The organism is Paraburkholderia sp. EG287B (genome assembly GCF_040965595.1).
In the GTDB taxonomy this organism is placed as follows: Bacteria; Pseudomonadota; Gammaproteobacteria; order Burkholderiales; family Burkholderiaceae; genus Paraburkholderia.
Genome location: NZ_JBFRCG010000030.1, coordinates 64,913 through 84,284, shown reverse-complemented (window position 1 = coordinate 84,284; position 19,372 = coordinate 64,913). Strand labels below are relative to the sequence as shown.

11 protein-coding genes and 2 pseudogenes are annotated in these 19,372 nt (G+C 63.1%); 7 read left to right on the top strand and 6 right to left on the bottom strand.

What is annotated here, in order from left to right; genetic code table 11:
- Positions 1–190: 190 nt before the first annotated feature.
- Both AB4Y40_RS38245 and AB4Y40_RS38240 read right to left on the bottom strand, forming a co-directional pair.
- Entirely contained in the window at positions 191–769 is a 579-nt protein-coding gene (locus AB4Y40_RS38245; RefSeq protein ID WP_368692276.1) for a pyridoxamine 5'-phosphate oxidase family protein, read from the bottom strand.
- A 10-nt stretch (positions 770–779) separates the two neighbouring features.
- Positions 780–1,484, bottom strand: a complete 705-nt coding sequence (locus tag AB4Y40_RS38240) for an SDR family oxidoreductase (protein ID WP_368692275.1) — start codon at positions 1,482–1,484, stop codon at positions 780–782.
- A gap of 16 nt (positions 1,485–1,500) precedes the next feature.
- Between AB4Y40_RS38240 and gcvA the strand changes: the two genes are divergently transcribed.
- The gene (gene gcvA / locus AB4Y40_RS38235; protein ID WP_368692274.1) at positions 1,501–2,586 is read left to right on the top strand and encodes a transcriptional regulator GcvA; all 1,086 of its coding nucleotides are present in this window, start codon (positions 1,501–1,503) and stop codon (positions 2,584–2,586) included.
- A 173-nt stretch (positions 2,587–2,759) separates the two neighbouring features.
- A complete protein-coding gene (locus AB4Y40_RS38230) occupies positions 2,760–7,601 on the top strand; it encodes an NAD-glutamate dehydrogenase (protein WP_368692273.1) in 4,842 nt (1,613 codons plus the stop codon).
- Between the two features lie 37 nt (positions 7,602–7,638).
- Here the strand turns inward: AB4Y40_RS38230 and AB4Y40_RS38225 are convergent, their stop codons facing one another.
- Positions 7,639–9,555: an AAA family ATPase gene (locus AB4Y40_RS38225; protein ID WP_368692272.1), complete on the bottom strand. Its 1,917-nt coding sequence runs from the start codon at positions 9,553–9,555 to the stop codon at positions 7,639–7,641.
- A gap of 1,027 nt (positions 9,556–10,582) precedes the next feature.
- Between AB4Y40_RS38225 and AB4Y40_RS38220 the strand changes: the two genes are divergently transcribed.
- The gene (locus AB4Y40_RS38220; protein ID WP_368692271.1) at positions 10,583–10,744 is read left to right on the top strand and encodes a helix-turn-helix domain-containing protein; all 162 of its coding nucleotides are present in this window, start codon (positions 10,583–10,585) and stop codon (positions 10,742–10,744) included.
- Positions 10,745–11,008: 264 nt separating this feature from the next.
- Positions 11,009–11,380: pseudogene (locus AB4Y40_RS38215) on the top strand (nitrite reductase, copper-containing); the annotation flags it as partial.
- Positions 11,381–11,437: 57 nt separating this feature from the next.
- On the opposite strand, the gene AB4Y40_RS38210 reads toward AB4Y40_RS38215, so the two are convergent.
- Complete coding sequence (locus tag AB4Y40_RS38210; RefSeq protein WP_368692270.1) at positions 11,438–12,736, bottom strand: TAXI family TRAP transporter solute-binding subunit; 1,299 nt, start codon at positions 12,734–12,736, stop codon at positions 11,438–11,440.
- A gap of 866 nt (positions 12,737–13,602) precedes the next feature.
- On the opposite strand from AB4Y40_RS38210, the gene AB4Y40_RS38205 reads away from it, so the two are divergent.
- On the top strand, positions 13,603–14,961 hold the full coding sequence (locus AB4Y40_RS38205; RefSeq protein ID WP_368692269.1) for an MFS transporter: 1,359 nt from the start codon (positions 13,603–13,605) through the stop codon (positions 14,959–14,961).
- Between the two features lie 81 nt (positions 14,962–15,042).
- Positions 15,043–16,191, top strand: a complete 1,149-nt coding sequence (locus AB4Y40_RS38200; RefSeq protein ID WP_368692268.1) for a porin — start codon at positions 15,043–15,045, stop codon at positions 16,189–16,191.
- Positions 16,192–16,309: 118 nt separating this feature from the next.
- Here the strand turns inward: AB4Y40_RS38200 and AB4Y40_RS38195 are convergent.
- Positions 16,310–16,525, bottom strand: a pseudogene (locus AB4Y40_RS38195) (MFS transporter); the annotation flags it as partial.
- A 286-nt stretch (positions 16,526–16,811) separates the two neighbouring features.
- Between AB4Y40_RS38195 and AB4Y40_RS38190 the strand changes: the two are divergent.
- Complete coding sequence (locus AB4Y40_RS38190) at positions 16,812–17,579, top strand: MBL fold metallo-hydrolase (protein WP_368692267.1); 768 nt, start codon at positions 16,812–16,814, stop codon at positions 17,577–17,579.
- Positions 17,580–17,620: 41 nt separating this feature from the next.
- Here AB4Y40_RS38190 and AB4Y40_RS38185 read toward each other — a convergent pair whose 3' ends face one another.
- The gene (locus AB4Y40_RS38185; protein ID WP_368692266.1) at positions 17,621–19,168 is read right to left on the bottom strand and encodes a DUF3138 family protein; all 1,548 of its coding nucleotides are present in this window, start codon (positions 19,166–19,168) and stop codon (positions 17,621–17,623) included.
- Between the last annotated feature and the right edge of the window lie 204 nt (positions 19,169–19,372).

Below are 19,372 nucleotides of genomic sequence, written 5' to 3'. Positions count from 1 at the left end.
CTGGTCCCACCCCTTCCCATCCCGAACAGGACCGTGAAACAGCTCCACGCCGATGATAGTGCGGATTGCCCGTGTGAAAGTAGGTAATCGTCAGGCTCCTTATGCTGTAACGTCCAGAACCCCGGTGGCTCCGAAAGAGCACCGGGGTTCTGGCGTTTACGCTTTAAAAAATAAAAACCAGCTCTCCAATTCATGGCGCCAGCCAGGTCCCGCGCCATTTCCCTTCTTCGAACACCAGACTGGCCCGCCTATGCCCTGCGGGATTCAGATCGAGGTAGTCAATGCTCGATACGGTCACATCAATCAGGCAGAAGTTTTCGAATCCCGCCGATGAGTCGGGATCTTCGGCGAGCGTCGTTGCATGCGCCTCGGTGGGAGACGCAACCGGTGTCGCGGGCGCAAGCGGCGAGCGATAGACGATCAACGTCCGAGGTCTGCTCGCGTCCCAGACCGCTCTCGTTTCCGAGGGCGCCTCGACGATTCTCGCAACGCCGTGCAGCCTTATCTGGATCCCGCCGTCGAGATCACAGCCGACGAGCGATATGCGCGGGTCGCGCCTCAATTCGGCCACCTTTGTAGACCGCACGTCGGTATGAAACATGACGGAACGCTGCTCGCGCGAGACACGGCGCAACACGACCGTCCGCACGGCAGGCGCACCATCTAGCGCGATCGTCGCGACCTGCAGCATCGTGAAGGGCGAACGCTCCTTTCCCGCATTGGCGCCTGCGTACAGGCGTGCCCAGACCTCGTCGACGACCTGATCCATATTTGCCGCGTTACAGAGCACGCACGATGCCGCCGTCGACACGGATGTTTTGCCCCGTGATGTAGCCCGCGGCATCCGACAACAGGAACGCGACCGTCTGCGCGATCTCCTGCGTCTTCCCGAAGCGGCCAACCGGAATGCGGGTGACGATTTCGGGCGTCTCGGGCCAGCTGTCGATAAACCCCGGCAACACGGAGTTGATTCGAATATTGTCCTTCGCGTAGCGATCGGCATAAAGGCGCGTGAACGAACTCAACGCGGCGCGCAGCGCAGAAGAAACGGGCATGGCCTGCTCAGGCGCATCGGCGGCAAAGCTCGAAATATTCACCACCGCGCCGCCGCCTTGCTCGAGAAACGCAGGCGTCACGCGACGCAGCACGCGAGCGACGTTGAGCACGATGAGATCGAGCCCGAGGTGCCACTGTTCGTCGGCGACAGAAAGCAGATCGCCCTTCGGTGGATGTCCCGTGTTGTTCACCACAGCGTCGATGCGGCCATACTTTGCGAGCGTTTCGCCGACGAACCGGTCGATACAGTCCGGCTCGGTTACCGAGCCTGTAAAGCCGAATCCGCCAAGCTCTTTCGCCAGTTCGGCCGCACTGCCGGAGGGCGACATCAAGGCCAGACGGTAACCGCCGGCTGCCAGTTCGCGGGCGATCGCCGCGCCCATACCCTTGCCGGCTGCCGTGACGAGCGCGACTTTTTCTACTGCCATGGTGCTCCCTCCCTGAATGGAATTCAGCGCGGTAGAGCCGCGCTGCATGGGGTTTCGTTCAGAAACTCTATGGCGTTATGATTCGATTGTCGAACGGTGTTTTTTATGGTCTGACAATAAAATTTCTGCTGGCTTGCCGTTGGAATACTGCTGGCTGATCGCCGGCTTCCCACAGCCAATATACCCGTTGAAGCATTCATTGAAACCACGTCACCTGCCGCCGCTGAATGCGCTCCGCGCGTTCGACGCCTCCGCCCGGCACCTCAATTTCCGCCTCGCGTCCGAAGAACTCGGCGTCACCCAGGGCGCCGTCGCGCAGCAGGTGCGGGTGCTCGAAGAAGCCCTGAATTTGCCCCTTTTCGCGAGGGGGCCGCGAGGTCTCGCTCTCACGACCGAGGGGCAGACTTACTTCGCCGCCGTTCAACGGGCGCTCACGATCGTCGCCGACGCGACCGCGGCGCTGAACCGTCGTTCGACGTCCCTCACGATCAGCACGACGCCCTCATTCGCTTCGAAATGGCTGATACCTAGGCTGGCAGAGTTTGGAGAGCAGCACCCGGACATCGACGTCCGGATCATTGCTGATTCGGCGCTGTGCAATTTCAGGTCCGATGGCGTGGATATCGCAGTTCGGCTCGGCAAGCCACCGTTCGCGAAAGGTCTCGTCAGCGACCTGCTATTTCCGCTGCAGGTGTTCGCCGTAGCCAGCCCGCAACTGTTCAAGCCCGATTACCCCGTACGCACGATCGCGGACCTGGAAAACTATGTGCTGCTCCACGATTCTCATGATCTGTGGCCGGAGTTTTTCAACGCCCTGGGCTGCACAAACACGCTGGGCGCGCTGAAAGGGCCGCACTTCAGTCAATCGTCGCTCGCCATCGATGCCGCCATTGCGGGGCAGGGCATTGCGCTCACGAGCGAACATCTCGTCGAGCGCGATATCGCGGCCGGAAGGCTGCAACGCCTGTTCGAGTTTTCGTTGCCCCTGTCGCTGGGTTATTACATTGTCCTTCCACAGACCGGTGTCCGGTCGGAGACGAGCCAGAGGCTGCGCACCTGGTTGCTCGCCCAGTTCACATCCGCATCGAAAGCGGCGCCATAAGCGCGCTGAAGCGGGCGTACGCAGTCAGCAAGTTCTGCGCCACCAGCCGCATTGCAGTGCAGCGCCTCGCCGTGAGGCAGCGCGTGCGCACGCATTCATCGTTCGATCACCTTGCCGGTGCATAATGACTGAACCGCCGATGCAGTCGATGACTATCCGCCAAGGAGTTCGTCATGCTAGCGAGGAACGAAGAATTCGTCGCCCATCTGCTCTCCGACGTCATGGAATTTGCGCGGGCGCGCTTGCCCGAGCCGACGTTCCAGATCGTCGAGCCTTTCCTGCGGCACTACTACGATTTCGCCGACGCGGAAGATCTGCGTAGCCGCAGCATCGCCGACCTCTACGGCGCCGCCATGGCGCACTGGCGAACCGCGCAGCGCTTCGTGCCGGGCAGCGAGCGCATGCAGGTCTACAACCCGATCCTCGAACAGCACGGCTGGCATTCGGACCATACGGTCATCGAGATCGTGAACGACGACATGCCATTTCTCGTCGATTCGGTTTCCATGGCCGTCAACCGTCTGGGGCTCGCGCTGCATTCCGCGCTCCACCCCGTATTCCGCATCTGGCGCGGCAAGGACGGCACGATCGAGCGTGTGGACGAGGGCGGCGCCAGCGCCGGCGACGGGCACTCGCAACTCGCCTCGTTCATCCACTTCGAGGTGGACCGCTGCGGCGACGCAGCAAAGCTCGACGAATTGCGCAGCGACATCGCCAAGGTGCTTGGCGACGTGCGGGCGTCGGTAGAAGACTGGCCGAACCTGCTCGAGGCCGCGCGCACCACGATCAAGACGATGAAAGCGCGCGAAACGAGCGCAGAGGACATCGAAGCGCGCGCGTTTCTCGAATGGATGGTGGCCGACCATTTCACCTTCCTCGGCCAGCGCGATTACGCGCTGGTTGCGCATGACGGCGGCTACGCCCTGCGCGGCGTGGAAGGCTCGGGCCTCGGCATTCTGCGCGAATCGCTGCGCGCGCCGGGCACGCCCGACATCACGCCGTTGCCGCCCGCGGCGGTCGACATCATCAGCGGCGCGTGGCCCATTTTCCTGACGAAAGCGAACTCGCGCGCCACCGTGCACCGGCCCGGCTATCTGGACTACGTCGGGGTGAAGCTCGTCGGCGCAGATGGCAAGGTGTGCGGCGAGCGCCGCTTCGTGGGCCTCTACACCTCGACTGCCTATATGGTCTCCACCGCCGAAATCCCGATCGTGCGGCGCAAATGCGCGAATATCGTGCAGCGCGCGGGGTTCCTGCCGAAGGGCCATCTCGGCAAATCGCTGGTGACGGTGCTGGAAACCTATCCGCGCGATGAACTGCTGCAGGCGAGCGAGGACGAGCTTTTCGACATCGCGCTCGGTGTGCTGCGCTTGCAGGAACACCAGCGCACGCGGTTATTCGTGCGGCGCGACCGCTTCAACCGCTTCGTTTCCTGCCTCGTGTACGTCTCGCGAGACAAGTACAACACCGATCTGCGGCGGCGGATTGCCAACCTGCTCGTGGACGCCTTCAACGGCGTATCCGTCGAGTTCACGCCGCTGCTTTCGGAGTCGGCGATCGCGCGGATTCATTTCGTCGTGCACGCCGAGCCCGGCTCGATGCCCGAAGTCGACACGCACGAACTGGAAGCGCGGCTCGTGCAGGTCACACGCCGCTGGCAGGACGATCTGGCCGATGCGCTGCTCGATGCGTTCGGCGAAGAGCAGGGCACGAGTCTGTTGCATCGCTATGCCGATTCGTTTCCACCCGGCTATCGCGACGACTATCCGGCGCGCACGGCGGTACGCGACATCGAACTGATCGAGCGCGTGCAGGGCACGCAGCGCATCGCGATGAATCTGTACCGGCCCATCGAGGCGGGGCCGCGTACGTTCCGCTTCAAGGTTTATTGCGCGGGCGAAGCGATTGCGCTCTCGCGCAGCCTGCCGATGCTGGAACACCTCGGCGTGCGCGTGGATGAAGAGCGGCCCTATGTGATCGAGGCGCCTTCTTGCGCGCCTGCGTGGGTCCACGATTTCGGCCTCGAACTCGCGGACGACGCCGAATTCGACATCGAGCGTGTGAAGGGCCTGTTCGAAGACGCATTCGAAAGCGTCTGGAACGCACGCATCGAAAACGACGATTTCAACCGGCTAGTGTTGCGCGCCTATCTGAGCGCGCGCGAAGTGACGATCTTGCGCGCCTATGCAAAGTACCTTCGCCAGGTGGGCTCGACGTTCAGCGACGCCTATATCGAGCGTGCGCTAACCGGCAATCCCGCGATCGCCCGGCAGTTCGTCGAACTGTTCGTACTCCGGTTCGATCCACGCGATTCACAGGCGCGAGAAGAACGCACTGCGCTCATGCTCAAGGCCATCGAAAGCGCGCTCGACCAGGTGCCCAATCTCGACGAAGACCGTATCCTGCGGCAGTTCCTCGGCGTGATCAATGCGACGGTGCGCACGAACTATTTCCGCCGCGAAGCCAATGGCGCAGAGCGGCCCTCGCTCTCGTTCAAATTCGATCCGTCGAAAGTGCCTGGCCTGCCCGAACCCAAGCCGATGTTCGAGATCTGGGTCTACTCGCCGCGCGTGGAGGGTGTGCACTTGCGCGGCGGGCGCGTCGCGCGCGGCGGCCTGCGCTGGTCGGATCGCCGCGAAGACTTCCGCACCGAAGTGCTGGGTCTCATGAAAGCCCAGATGGTGAAGAACGTCGTGATCGTGCCGGTGGGCTCGAAGGGCGGCTTCGTCGTGAAGAATCCGCCGCCGGCGAGCGACCGCGAAGCATGGATGCGCGAGGGCGTGGCGTGCTATCAGACCTTCCTGCGCGGCCTGCTCGATCTCACAGACAATCTCGTGAACAACGCGATCGTGCCACCGCCCGATGTCGTGCGCCACGACCCCGACGACCCGTACCTCGTCGTGGCCGCCGACAAGGGCACCGCCACGTTCTCCGACTACGCGAACGCGATCTCCGCCGAATACGGCTTCTGGCTCGACGATGCTTTCGCCTCGGGCGGCTCCGTGGGCTACGACCACAAGAAGATGGCGATCACGGCGCGCGGCGCGTGGGAGTCGGTCAAGCGGCATTTCCGCGAAATGGGCGTCGACACGCAGGCCACCGGTTTCACCGTGGTCGGCATTGGCGACATGTCGGGCGACGTGTTCGGCAACGGCATGCTGCTCTCGCCGCATATCAAGCTCGTCGCAGCCTTCGATCACCGCCATATTTTCCTCGACCCCAATCCCGATCCGGTCGTGAGCCTCGCGGAGCGCACGCGGCTCTTCGCGCTCGAACGCTCAAGCTGGGCCGACTACGATCCGGCCACGATATCGGCGGGCGGCGGCGTGTTCGCGCGCACCATGAAGACGATCCCGCTTTCGGCCGCGGTGCGCACGGCACTCGGCATCGAAGCGGCAGCGCTTTCGCCGACCGAGTTGATTCGCGCGATCCTGCTGGCGAACGTCGATCTGCTCTATAACGGCGGCATTGGCACCTATGTGAAAGCCGCGCGCGAGACCAACGCGCAGGTCGGCGACAAAGCCAACGACGCCGTGCGCGTGAACGGCTCGGAGCTGCGCTGCAAGGTCGTGGGCGAGGGCGGCAATCTCGGCGTCACGCAGTTCGGGCGCATCGAATTCGCGCAGCACGGCGGCCACATCAACACGGATGCCATCGATAACTCGGCAGGCGTGGATTGTTCGGATCACGAAGTGAACATCAAGATCCTGCTCGGACTCGTGGTGGCCGACGGCGAGATGACGACGAAACAGCGCAACACCCTGCTCGCGGAGATGACCGACGAAGTCGGGCTGCTGGTGCTGAGCGACAACTACTACCAGACACAGGCGCTGTCGATCGCGGGCCGCTACGCCGTGGAGCTGCTCGATGCCGAATCGCGCCTCATGCGCTGGCTCGAACGCGCTGGACGTCTGAATCGCCATATCGAATTCCTGCCGACCGACGACGAAATCACTGAGCGCCAGGCCGCGAAACTCGGGCTCACGTCGCCAGAACGCGCCGTGCTGCTCGCTTACAGCAAGATGTGGCTCTACGACGCGTTGCTCGACTCGTCCGTGCCGGAAGACCCGCTCGTCGCGGACTTGCTGATCGACTACTTCCCGCAGCCGCTGCAGCAGCGCTTTAGCGAACCCATGCATCGGCATCCGCTGCGGCGCGAAATTCTGGCGACGCATCTGACGAACGCGCTCGTGAACCGCGTGGGCTGCGCATTCGTGCACCGTTTGATGGAGGAAACCGACGCACAGCCCGGCGAAATCGTGCGCGCATGCATCATGGCGCGCGACGTGTTCGGCCTCAATGACATCTGGCGCGCCATCGACGCGCTCGACAACCGCGTGCCCGACGACGTGCAGGCGCGCATGTTCGTCGACATCGCGCGGCTGCTCGAGCGCGCGGCGCTATGGTTCCTGCGCCATCTGCAAGCAGGCGCGGTGGATAACGATGGCGTGAGCACGCTGCTGGCGCGCTGCCGCGACGCCGCTCAGCGCCTCGCGCCGCAATTGCCGACGCTGCTGCCCGAAGCGGATCTCGAAGCGCTTTCGGCACGCCAGGGCGAGCTCGTGAAGGCGGGCGTCGAAAACGCGCTCGCGCTGCGCGTGGCGAGCGGGGATATTTCGGTAGCACTGCTCGACATCGCCGATGTGGCGGCGGCATGCGACCGCCCGCTGGAGCGCGTTGCGGCGGCGTACTTCGCCCTGGGCACGCGGCTCAATTACAGCTGGATTGGCGAGCGTGCGGCGACGCTGCCTACGCCGACGCATTGGGACACCATGGCGCGCGCGGCGGCGCTCGCCGAGGTGGCGCACCTCAAGCGCGCGCTTACCACGAGCGTGCTTACGCAAGGTTCCGAAGCCGCGGACGCACAAACGCTCGTGGACGCCTGGTGCGCCCAGCACGAGGCTGCGCTGGAGCGTTATGGGCAGTTGCTGACGGAACTGCGCGCTTCGAGCGGCGTGAGTCTTTCCGTGCTGCTCGTGATCGTGAGGGCGATGGCGGCGCTCGAACGGGCTTGAAGACTCGAACGAACGATGACGGCGATATAAGAGCGGCTCAGGCGGCGGCCGCTTCGGTCACCGCCTGCGTGCTCGCCACGGCCGCCGCATGCTCGCGAATCAGACGATAGACCCTCTCGCCGGGCACCGTCTCCGACTCGAGCAACTGGTCGGCGATCGCGCGCAGTACCGGTTCGTTCGCACGCAGCAACGCGAAGCACGCGTCGTTGAGTTCGTGCAGCAGCGTGTTCGCGTGCTCGATCGCGGCCTTCAACTGCAAGCCCGCGACCTGCTGCGGCAGCGCCGCGAGGCTGAACAGGTTGCCATCCGCGTTGAAGCCGTGCTTCGACACCATGTCGAGGCTGATGCGCGAGGCCTCCTGCAAATCCTGCGCCGCGCCGCTCGATGCTTCGCCGAACATGAGCAGTTCCGCATTGCGGCCGCCCAGCAGCACCTGGATCTCGTTGCGCATTTCCGTCTCGCGATACAGGTACTTGTCCTGCATTTTCGTGATCAGCGCCACGCCCAACGCGCCGCCGCGCGGCAAGATCGTCACTTCCTCGAGCACGCCGGTGCCGAGGAGCGCGGCGACGAGGCCATGTCCCGCTTCATGGATCGCAATGCGCGTGCGTTCGTCGTCCGAAAGCGCGCGCTCCGCGCCGTTGACGTCGCCAATGCGCGCAATCTTGATCGCCTCGAGAAAATGCACCGCAGCCACCTCCTGCTTGCCGGCCTTGCGCGCGACGAGACCCGCCTGATTCACGATCATCGACAGCGTGGCCGGCGAAAGGCCCGTGGTCAACCGCGCGAGCTGGTTGAAATCGAGGTCGTCGGCTTTCGTCTTCAGATTGCCGGCATAGAAGCGCAGAATTTCCGCGCGATCCTCGAGGTCGGGCAGACGCACCTGCACGGTGCGGTCGAAACGGCCGGGGCGGCGCAGCGCTTCGTCGAGATTGTCCGGGTGATTGGTCGCGGCGACGATGATTACGCCTTCGTTCGATTCGAACCCGTCCATCTCCGCGAGCAACTGGTTGATGATGCGGTTGCTTTCCGCCTCGACCGGGCCGCCGCCCGTATCGGTGCGCTTGCCGAGGCCGTCCGCCTCGTCGATGAAGATGACCGTGGGCGCGTTCTTGCGCGCGAGCTCGAACAGGCGCTTGACCTTCTGAATGCCCACGCCGTAGTACTTCGCGCTGAAATAGCTGCCCGTGATGGCGATGAAGTTCGCGCCGCATTCGCCTGCAAGCGCCTGCGCGAGCCGCGTCTTGCCGACGCCCGGGCCGCCCGTCATCAGCACGCCGCATGGCGCGCGCACGCCCATGCCCGTGAACTGCGCCGGCTCGGTGAGCCACGCGCGCACGTCGGCGAGCGCGGCTTTCGCTTCGCCCGCGCCGATCACGTCGTCGAAGCGCAACGTCGGCGATTCGCCGAGCAATTGCGCGCCGCCGCCCATTTCCCGGCGCATGAACCACAGCAGGCCGCCTAGCATCAGCACGGGGAGCAGCAGACTGAGCGCGTCACGCGAGCGGTCGATGGCTTCTGTCCAACGCTCGGCGCCGATGCGCACATCGGCGTGCGGCAGCCAGACGAGTTGCCAGGGCGGCGTCGCGCCCGGCTTCAGATCGCCGAGCAGCAGGGCGTTCGCGAACGCGCCGTTATGGTCGGCCACATAATATTTTTCGCCCTTGGTCGTCGAGACGAGAATCGCTTCGCGGCTCACGCCGATCGCGGCGACATCGCGGTCGCGAATGTCGCGCAGCAATTCCGAGGCATCCTTCTCGCGCTTCGTCCATGGCGATGCGTCATGCCGCATTTCGCTGGCGACACCCGTCAGCGCAGCCGGCTGGGACTGCGCAAGATTCGCTTCATGGCGCCAGTAGAAAAAGCCAGCCGTCGCCGCGAGTGCGGCCGCGCATACACCTGACGCCACGTATCGGCCAAAGCGTGACCACCGCGAATTCCTTGCCGGTTTCATGAATGCATTCCTGCCCGGCGCCGCCGTGACGGCGCCAGATAATCTATCGTGGGACTGGAGGCGCTCGAACGTCTCGCCTTGCGTAGTCCATGGATAATCAGGAATACGAAAACGACCCTTTTAGTCGCGCTGCTCCATTGGAATTATGCCTGCGTTGGGCGGCCCGCGAAAAAGGGGATTGGCGGATAAATACCTTTTAATCCGGTGATTTAGCGTGGTTGCGTGGTTTATGGCGGGGCGCGAACAGCGATGTACGCCTGTTTGGGGTGCTTTTCCCAAGAGGGTCGGACCGTATCGCGGACAGAATCAAAGGTAGATCGGCAACCCTTCCCGTAGCATCCGCGCGCGCAGAAAGTCGAACGTGACTTCTCGCAGGCGTGGGTTGGACTTGCGTAGCAGATCGATGGCCTGCGTGAGCGAGTGGCCGCCGTTTTCGAGAGCCTGCGCGAACCGGACGATTTCGTGACGCTGTACGAGCGCATCCGGGTTGAGGCAGCGCAGCCAGTGTGCGCGTCACGCCGTTTCGCGGCACCGCCCCTCTCACGATGCAGAGCAGGTGAATCGCGTCGAACAGGTCTGCGTTGAGTGCGCTCATGCGTAATCGGGAGACAGGAGCCGCGCCGGCGTTCGCAAGCGACTGCGCGATTGGGTCGAAAACGGGCAGCGGATCTCTTCCGAGGCGCCGAAGCAGCTTTTCCGCACAATGACGCTCGGAAACGAGCGTGATGGCGCTGCCGCCGGTGCGCGGCAGCGCCTCGAGGTGGTAGTAGCTGCCTCGCGCCGGGATCGGGCCGCACGACAACGGTTGCTGATTGAGCTTCCTCAGATGAACCAGAGGCGTCACGTGGTGCGTTTCCCAAATGCACGGCACGTGAAAGCGTCCGCGTACGGGGCTCATGCTGCACGCTCTCGAGGGCGCCAAAGTCGTTTCCGCCACTTCACGGCGCGTCTCATCGTTGTTGACATGTTTTCTCCGTTGCGGTGACATCGACTATGGCGGACGACAGTAGTTCGGCATCCTGATCGAGTGCGGGCGCACGTCGCCGAAATGTCGGGGACGACACTATACACGGTGAGCCGCATTCTCACGCGCTGGGAAAAGTCCGGCTGGATCGTCACGAGCAATCAGCGCGTGACGCTCTGCGACTTCACGCGCATCATCCGCATCGCCGAAGACGGCGTGGATTGAGGCGGTCGCGGCGACCACCTGCCGCGCATCACGAAGCGAATCCATTCTTGCGTCCGGATCGAGGTATCGGCCGGACGACGCTCTGCGCACATTCCCCGAGTGCGCGGAGTGGCTCTTTCCTCGCTGCATGCTGATCCTTGAGCATTAACTCCGAATTTTGACGACACTAATTTGTGCGTAATGCGATTGTTTGAATCGCATGCGGCATTGTGTCGATAAGAGAGATTGAATAATTAATTCAAGTTAAGGGGTTCTCCCGATTCAAAGGCGGTCGACGAACAGCCGACTTACGTATTGTTCAACGGAAGGGAAGGCGCACTCACTGGCGATAACGCCTTAAAAGCGAAAGTGGGAGAAACGGTCCGGCTGTTCGTGGGTAATGGCGGTCCGAATCTGGTGTCGAGTTTCCACGTAATCGGCGAGATTTTCGATCGGGTTTGGGACGGCTCGGATAAACACTATGAAGAAAGCGTGCAGACCACGCTGATTCCGGCTGGCGGTGCGAAGGTCGTCCAGTTTCGCACGGAAGTGCCCGGCACGTTTCTACTCGTCGACCATTCGATCTTCCGCACCTTCAATAAAGGTGCGCTGGGCATGCTCAAGGTCGAGGGTCCCGCCGCGCCGGCGATCTATTCGTCTGCTGCGGCAGCGCGATAGTGGGGTGTCGGCTGCGAAGCCGACGCTGCCGCGCCGCTATTCCTGGGTTCGCTGCGCAACGTGGGCTATTCGGTCCCGCACGACACCGATCGCCTGCTTGAGCGCGTAGACATCCTGGAAATAGCGGTACGGAATGCGGATCCGGCTCGCGTTCGCGTCGATGTTCTCGATTTCTTCGCTCCATTGCGCAATCTGCGAGCGGGTCGGCTCACTGCTGCTCCACACTTCGTCTTCAAGTGCCTTGATTTCGCGGTACCAGACCACGAGCCGTTTTTTCATCCGCGCCTCGAGCAGGCGCGGCAACGCCTGAAGCAAGCCAATCAGGAGCGCCGCGAACGGCACGAGGATCAACAGCCGTCGTTCGATCACGCTCGCGAGCCAGAACGGCAGATAGCGATACAGGAATGGCTGGCCGGATTTGAAGTAGCGGACGCTTTCGTCGGAGATCGGGAATTCTTCGGTCTTCAGGTTTGGGAACGTGCCGAGCGGTGTGAAGTAATCTTCGCCGCCGTGAACGGTGTGAGCCGCGTCGAGCAGCAGATAGACGAGCGCCGGATGCAGCGTGTCTTTCGAGACCAGCAGCGCCGTTGCCGCGAGCAGCGTGACGTCGGCGCGCGGCAGGTCATCGGCGACACTCGTCGACGCGCGCGGCAAGACGATCTTTGAAAGCGACGGGAACTTCTGAACCAGTGCGTCTGCCTGCGCGAAACTCATCAGCTTGAGGTCGCTGTTCAGCAGGGTCTTCTGCATCTCCGCGTCGGGCCTGCCGATGAAGAAAGCCGCGTCGATCCGGCCGCTTTCGAGCCCCTGGTAAGCTGCCGGGGCATCCATTTGCAGCAGGGTGGAGTTCTGGCTCGTGATGCCACTGTAGCTGAGCAATACCTGTGCGACGTTGAGCAGGCCGCTGCCGGGCACGCCCGTCGAAATCTTCTTGCCGCGGAGTTGCGACAGCCGGTCGACCGTCGTGTCGCCGCGATAGAACACCCAGATCGGTTCGTACGACACGGCAGCGATTGTCTGCAGACCGTCGGTCTCCTTCGGGCTGGTGGTCCCCGACTGGATGAAACCGACTTCGTAGGCACTGTTCGGGTCTCTCAACCGCTCATAATTTTCCACCGCGCCGGAAGAACTGCGGATATCGAGCTTGATGCCCGCACGCTTCAGGATGGGCGCATAGCGATCCGCAAAGCCGCGATAGATGCCGTTGTCCGCGCCGCTGGTCATGACGATGGTGCGCTGGAACGCGGGTGCGACCATGATCCCCACCACCCAGCCAAACGCAGCCAACAGAATGATTACGCCGACGATCAGGAAGCGCCGGTTCGCCCTGGTCATGGGGGCTTTCTGGCTGCGATGCAGTGCCGGATTGTGTCGGGGCATCGTTATGTCCGCCTCCAGAATGTAACGCAGCAGGGATCGCGGTGCGTCGTGATGCGCATGTGATCGCTATGCTGAGCATACTGCCGTTGCCGCTCGTGGTGAGTATGCCACGGCGAGGGAATCCACCGTCGCATCGAGGACGCATTGTTCGCTGGCAGGTTTGCCGGCGTACCGTCCTGTCTAGTGATGGGTAATCGCAGATCAAAGATATATGTCGTAGTGCAAATTAATATTCGACTCGACCATAAGGCAGGAAGGCCCCGCCAACGGGCGATGCATCCGCGAAACGTCTTCCCGATTCAGCTATACGAAAAAACATATGGAAGATATGAATTTGTCATTTTACTTGACATACCTCCATGGCGTTTAATGGGCTAGGTCACATCGACCCATAGAGCCAGGGCGCCACGCCAAAGGCTCAAAAAGACAGGAGACAACGATGTCAGCAACAACGCTGCGCACGCGGCAACTGGCGCTTGCGGACGCACCGCACGCCGGCCGTCCCGCCAGACTCGCGCAGTCCCCGAAGCGTCGTCCTGACCGTCGGCACGTTGCTGCGCACGTACGCCACGCCGCACGCCGCCCAGCGCGATAAACCGGCGCGCGTCCCAAGACCTTTCAGCGCTGCGCGTCGCGCACAGCCTGGCAAGGCCCCCAATTCCCGAACGACCCCGACGCGGCGCGCATCCGGCGCGCACCGCGCGGGATGGGCATGCGCGCCGACAGGCGGCGCCAGGCCTCGACGTACCACCCCAGCCAGCTCGCAACGTAGTGCCCGAAGCGGTACGCATGACGCGCAACCGCAACCTGAGGAGACAACCATGGCAATCTCAAGCACCGTCGACGTGACGGCCTTCATCGATCGGCATCGCGTCTCGCGGTTTCAGACGCTGATCGTCACGCTATGCTTCCTGATCGTTGCCATTGACGGCTTCGATACCGCCGCGATCGGCTTCATCGCACCCGTGCTGCATTTGCAGTGGCAACTGCAGCCCGCGCAGCTCGCGCCGTTGTTCGGTGCGGGTCTGGCGGGGCTGATGGTCGGTGCGCTCGTGTTCGGCCCGTTTGGCGACAGGGTGGGGCGCAAGCGGTTATTGCTCGTTTGCGTGGGCGCATTCGGATTGGCGAGTCTGGTTTCGGCGTTCGCGCCGTCGATCGGCGTGTTGATCGCGCTGCGCTTTCTGACCGGTCTGGGCCTTGGCGGCGCCATGCCGAACGCGATCACGCTTACGTCGGAATTCTGTCCGTCGGCGCGCCGCTCGTTTCTCGTCACGACGATGTTCTGCGGGTTTACGATCGGCTCCGCGCTCGGCGGATTCGCAGCCGCGGCGCTCATCGAGCATTACGGCTGGCGCTCGGTGCTCTTCGTGGGCGGCATTGTGCCGATCGCACTCGTGCCGATCCTCGCGTGGCGCCTGCCGGAATCGGTGCGCTATCTCGCAAGCCGCGGCGAGCATCGCGAGCGCATCGAACGCACGCTCGCGCGCATCGCCCCCCATGCCGACCTCGCAGGCGCGACGTTCACGACGTCCGGCGCGAAAGCGGGCGGTTCGCCCGTGGGTCACCTGTTCCGTCCCGAACTGCTGCGCGGCACGCTGCTCATGTGGCTGGCCTTCTTCATGAGCCTGCTCGTGATCTACCTGCTGTCGAGCTGGCTGCCAACGCTGCTGCGCACGACCGGCGCCTCGCTGCGCACAGCGGCGCTCGTCACGGCGATGTTCCAGGTCGGCGGCACGCTCGGTGCGATCGTGCTCGGCTGGCTCATGGACCGTCTCAACCCCTGCTATGTGCTCGGTGCGAGCTACGCGGCGGCCGGCGTGTTCACGGCCGCCATCGGCTCGTTCACGGCGACGCCCTGGCTCGCGGCGATTGCGGTCTTCCTCGCCGGTTTTTGCGTATCGGGCTCGCAGGTCGGCGCCAATGCGTTTTCCGCGGCGTTCTATCCGACCGATTGCCGCGCAACCGGCGTGAGCTGGGCCAACGGTATTGGCCGGCTTGGATCGGTGGTCGGCTCGGTCGCGGGCGGCGCGATGCTCTCGATGGGACTGACGTTGCCTTTGGTCTTCGTGATCGTCGGCGTGCCTGCGGTCGTTGCGGGCATCGCGATGACGGCACTCGGACGCTGGCGCACGCAGCCTTCCCCGGCGCCGCAAGACGAATTGCTGCTGAGCGGGGATTGAACGCGGCGCACGCGCCGCAAGAAGTAACACAAATAAAACGACGAACGCACGAGCGACGTCGATACGACTGGAGATCGTTCAATGAAAAAGATCATCGCCGCGACCTGCGCGGCGTCATTCGGCATGGCCGCGAGCAGTGCGGCCCATGCCCAGGGCAGTGTGACGCTCTACGGCATCCTCGATACCGGCATCGAATATGTGACGCATGCAAATCGCGCGGGCGACAGCCTCGTGCGCATGCCCGGCATCACGGGCGAGATGCCGTCGCGCTGGGGCCTGCGCGGCACCGAACCGCTTGGCGGCGGCCTGTCCACGGTATTCGTGCTCGAAAGCGGCTTCAACGTGCGCGGCGGCGATAGCGGGCAGGGCGGGCGTCTCTTCGGGCGCCAGGCGTGGGTCGGCCTCGAAGGGCCATTCGGCGTGCTGAGCTTCGGGCGTCAGTACACGATGACGTTCTGGGCGCTGCAGGATTCGGATCTGCTCGGGCCGGACATCTACGGCGGCACCGGGACATTCGACAACTACGTGCCCAACGCTCGCAGCGACAACACCATCGCCTGGAAGGGCAAATGGCACGGCGTAACGGCGGGGGCGACGTGGTCGTTCGGCCGCGACGCCGCCGGCACCGGCAACTCGCCCGGACAGGGCACCTGTGCAGGGCAGGTACCGGGCGACTCGCGGGCATGCCGTCAGTGGTCGGCGATGCTGCGCTACGACGCGCCCGCGGGCTTCGGCGTCGCCGCCGCGTACGACCAGCAGCGCGGCGGCCCCGGCGCAGCGGCGAACTTCTTCGACGGCGTGACGCCAATACCGCTCACGAACTCGGGCGATACCGACTCGCGCATCCAGCTGAACAGCTATGCCCAGCTCGGGCCAGTGAAGGTGGGCGGCGGCTGGTTGGGGCGTCGTGTCGACACCGCAGCCGCGACGGTGCCTAACGTGCAATCGAACCTCTACTACATGACGGCATCGTGGTACGCGACGCCGGCGTGGCTGATCGACGGCGGGGTCTATCGCATGATCAACAGCGACCAGAACGCGCGCGGCACGCTCGTCACGCTGCGCAGCACCTACCTGCTTTCGAAGCGCTCGGCGGTCTATTTGCAGGGCGGCTACCTCGCCAACAGCGCCCATGCGGCTTACACGATAAGCCAGGGCGGCGCGGGCGCGTCGCCGGGGGCGGGCCTGTCGCAGCTTGGTGTGATGGCCGGTATCCGGCAGATGTTCTAACGGCCCGCCGCGCAGGCGGCTCGCGAGCCGGTTATTTTGCCTGCGCCGGCACCGACTTCAGATCAACGTTAATCACCGGGAGCGACGCGCACTTTCGCGGCGATGGTGCGAAGGCGGCTCAATGGCCAGATGACGCAGGGAGTGGCCCCTGCGTCGTGGCCGAGCCGGTTGCCTGTGTCACGTCCGGGCGCATGCGCAGGGCAGCGACGATACCAACGAGCAGCATGACGATGGAACCCGCGAACGGCAGAGTCCAGCTGCCGGTCGTGTCCACCAGCACGCCAAAGTTGATCGGGGACAGGATCCCGGCGACAGCAGAGCCCGCATTCATCAATCGCTGCGCGACGGCATGCTGAAGGTGCGCCAGAAACGGGTCAACCTGCTGAACTGCGATGCCGCATTGCTCTCGGTCCAGCTTTTTATGTAGGGCTACTGGTGCGGCGCGCCGCGCGCCGCTGAATACCCAGTCTGCATCTGTCGCGGTAAGCGCAAGAGATCGGTCAGTTTAAATACGATACGTATTCCTTATTCATCCAGTAAAACCATGGTCGAATCCATATTGTGTCACTCGTTGCCTCGTGCGACAATTCTGCAATCCAGATTAATTTCACCATACCGTGATGCTAAAGATCGCCGCCAAATGGTTCGAGTGCAAGCAATTCGACGACGACGTCTATCTGTTCTGGGAGCCACATGTGATTCCCTTGTTTCGGTGCAACATCTGGTACGTGCGTGGCCGCGATCGCGATCTGATTATCGACTCGGGAATGGGTTTTTCTAGTCTCAAAGAGGCCGGTAAGCACCTGTTTGGCAAACGCACGGCAGCGATCGCGACGCATGCGCATCTCGATCACGTGGGCAATCTTCACGAGTTTGACGAATGCATGGTCCATCGGCTCGAGGCGCCGGGGCTGCGTAATCCGCAATGGTCATATACGCTCGCCGACGACCGCTTCAATCCCGAGTACTTCAAGAGTGCATTTGCCGATTGCCCATACGAGGGCTCCGTGGTGGATGCGTTGCCGCACGCGGGATATGAACTCGCGAGCTGGCACATCAAGCCAGCTAATGTGACACGCGAGCTCGTCGACGGCGACATCATCGATACGGGCGACAGGCATTTCGAGGTGTTGCATCTGCCGGGACATTCACCGGGCAGTATCGGCCTTTGGGAAGCGCGTACACAAACGCTATTTTCGGGGGATGCAATCTATGATGGTCCGTTGATCGACGACCTTCATCACTCGTCGGTGCCGGATTACGTGAAGACCATGCAGCGTCTCTCGCGTTTGCCGGTCAAGGTCGTCCACGGCGGCCATGACCTGAGCTTCACCAGGGAGCGGCTCCTCGAACTCGTCGGTATGTATCTCGAGCGAGTCGGTGCGTGAGCGGGTGGGGCGCCGCACGCCGGCGCTCGCTTCGATGCCGCTCAGAAGGCGTAAATGAACTGCATGGCGAACAAGTCATTCGCCTTGGCGTACGATCCATCATTGCGGAGGAAGACCTGGTTGTTTGCCCAATCGTGCCGATACTCGACCTTCACCGTAATCTGCTGCGTCGGATAGAAAAGCAGATTCAGCGCAACGTCCTGACGAACCGCCCCCTTGCATTCGAATCCGAGACCGCCGTTTGCCTTCGAGTTTGCCAGGCAGTCAGCGCCGATGCCAAAGCCGTTGTAGGGGTCCATGCCGTTGCCGTTCAGGAATATGCCCCCACCCCCACCACCGTTCTGGCTATTGACGAGGAAGTCGTAGCGCGCGGTGGCGCCCATGCGGCCAACGACCGGCATCGAGAACTTGCGGTGTGCCAGCAATGACACGCCATACCACTGTGCATTGCCGCCATTGAACGCGGCGCGTTGCTGCTTGCCATAGTCGGCCTCGGCATTGAACTGCGCATCGGCAAGCGTGTAAGTGGCGTCGAGCTCGCCAAATACGAAGTATCCGCCCGAACTCGATGCCTGGCCGCCCGCTCCAAAAACCGTGCGGCCTGTCACCGGATCGTGGGCGCTCGGCAACGTCTGCCGGCCGATGGTGAACGAGCCACCGGTGTCGAGCGCCGTGGACCACGTATAGTCCGCTCGCGCGGCGAAGCTCGGCACGCGGTTGCTGGTCGTGACGGGGTCGCCAAGCGCATTCTGTCCTGTTTGCGTGACGGCGCCGTAGGTCCGAGCCTGTTCATTGCCGAGCATGAACTTCCAGGACCAGTTGCTGGCTTCGGGCGTGTAATTGAGGCCGACGCCGACGTAGGCAGCCGGGTCCGAAAAGTCGTAGAGCAGGTTATGGGTCAGAGTCAGCGTTTGCGTGGACAGCTGATATTCATATCCGCCGAACGCGCTCATCAGTCCGGCAAGGAAGGTCGTCGTGCCCGACAACGGCACGGTGACGAATGCCGTGTTGAGAATGTTGTTGCCAATGTTGCCATGCTCGTTTGCCAGCAACGAAATGCCATTGCCCCGATTGGGCATCAGCGAAAATTCGGCCGATGGCGCCATGGGGCCGACACCGAACGTCTTCTTGATGTTGAGGTAGACGTCGCCGATCGTACTGTTGAAGTACGTATAGGATGACTCGTGATTCGCGAAGAGGAACGACGAGGTCCTGGCGGCCCGGTTATAGACGTACGCGGGATCGATATATCCGGTCACCGAGAGTCCGGCGAGCGGTCCCGAGGTGGCGGCATCGGAGAGCGAGTCGACTTTCAACTGCTGGCTCGCGAGCTGCTGCTTCATGTCGGCGAGGTCATCGTTGGTCAGCCTTGCAGGCGCGTTTCCGTAGCCGGGCTTCGACGCATCGACGACATGTGGCGTGTTGACAGCGGGCGGCTTCGCGGCGAGTTCGGCCTTGAGCGACTCCACTTCGGCCTGCAGCGCCTTGAGTTCTTGCTGCAGTCCTTCGATCCGCGCGGAGATCGGATCGGCTATCGCGAGACACGGGACAGTGCCGCTCACGATCAAGCAGATCAGTTGCCATCGCATGGAAAGTCTCCTTACTGTGTGGCCTTTGAAAGGGCAAAGCGAGTCCCTATCCGGACCCAAATCGGTTGGCGTCGGGGGGGAGTGGCGCAGCCGCTCGCTAAGGCTTGCCGGCGATGCGGCAAGCCATTAGTCAGTTCGCGATGGCGTCGTCGGGGGAGCTGATGCGCTGTTATGGCGGCGTGCTGCTGCCGCGTGACAGACGCG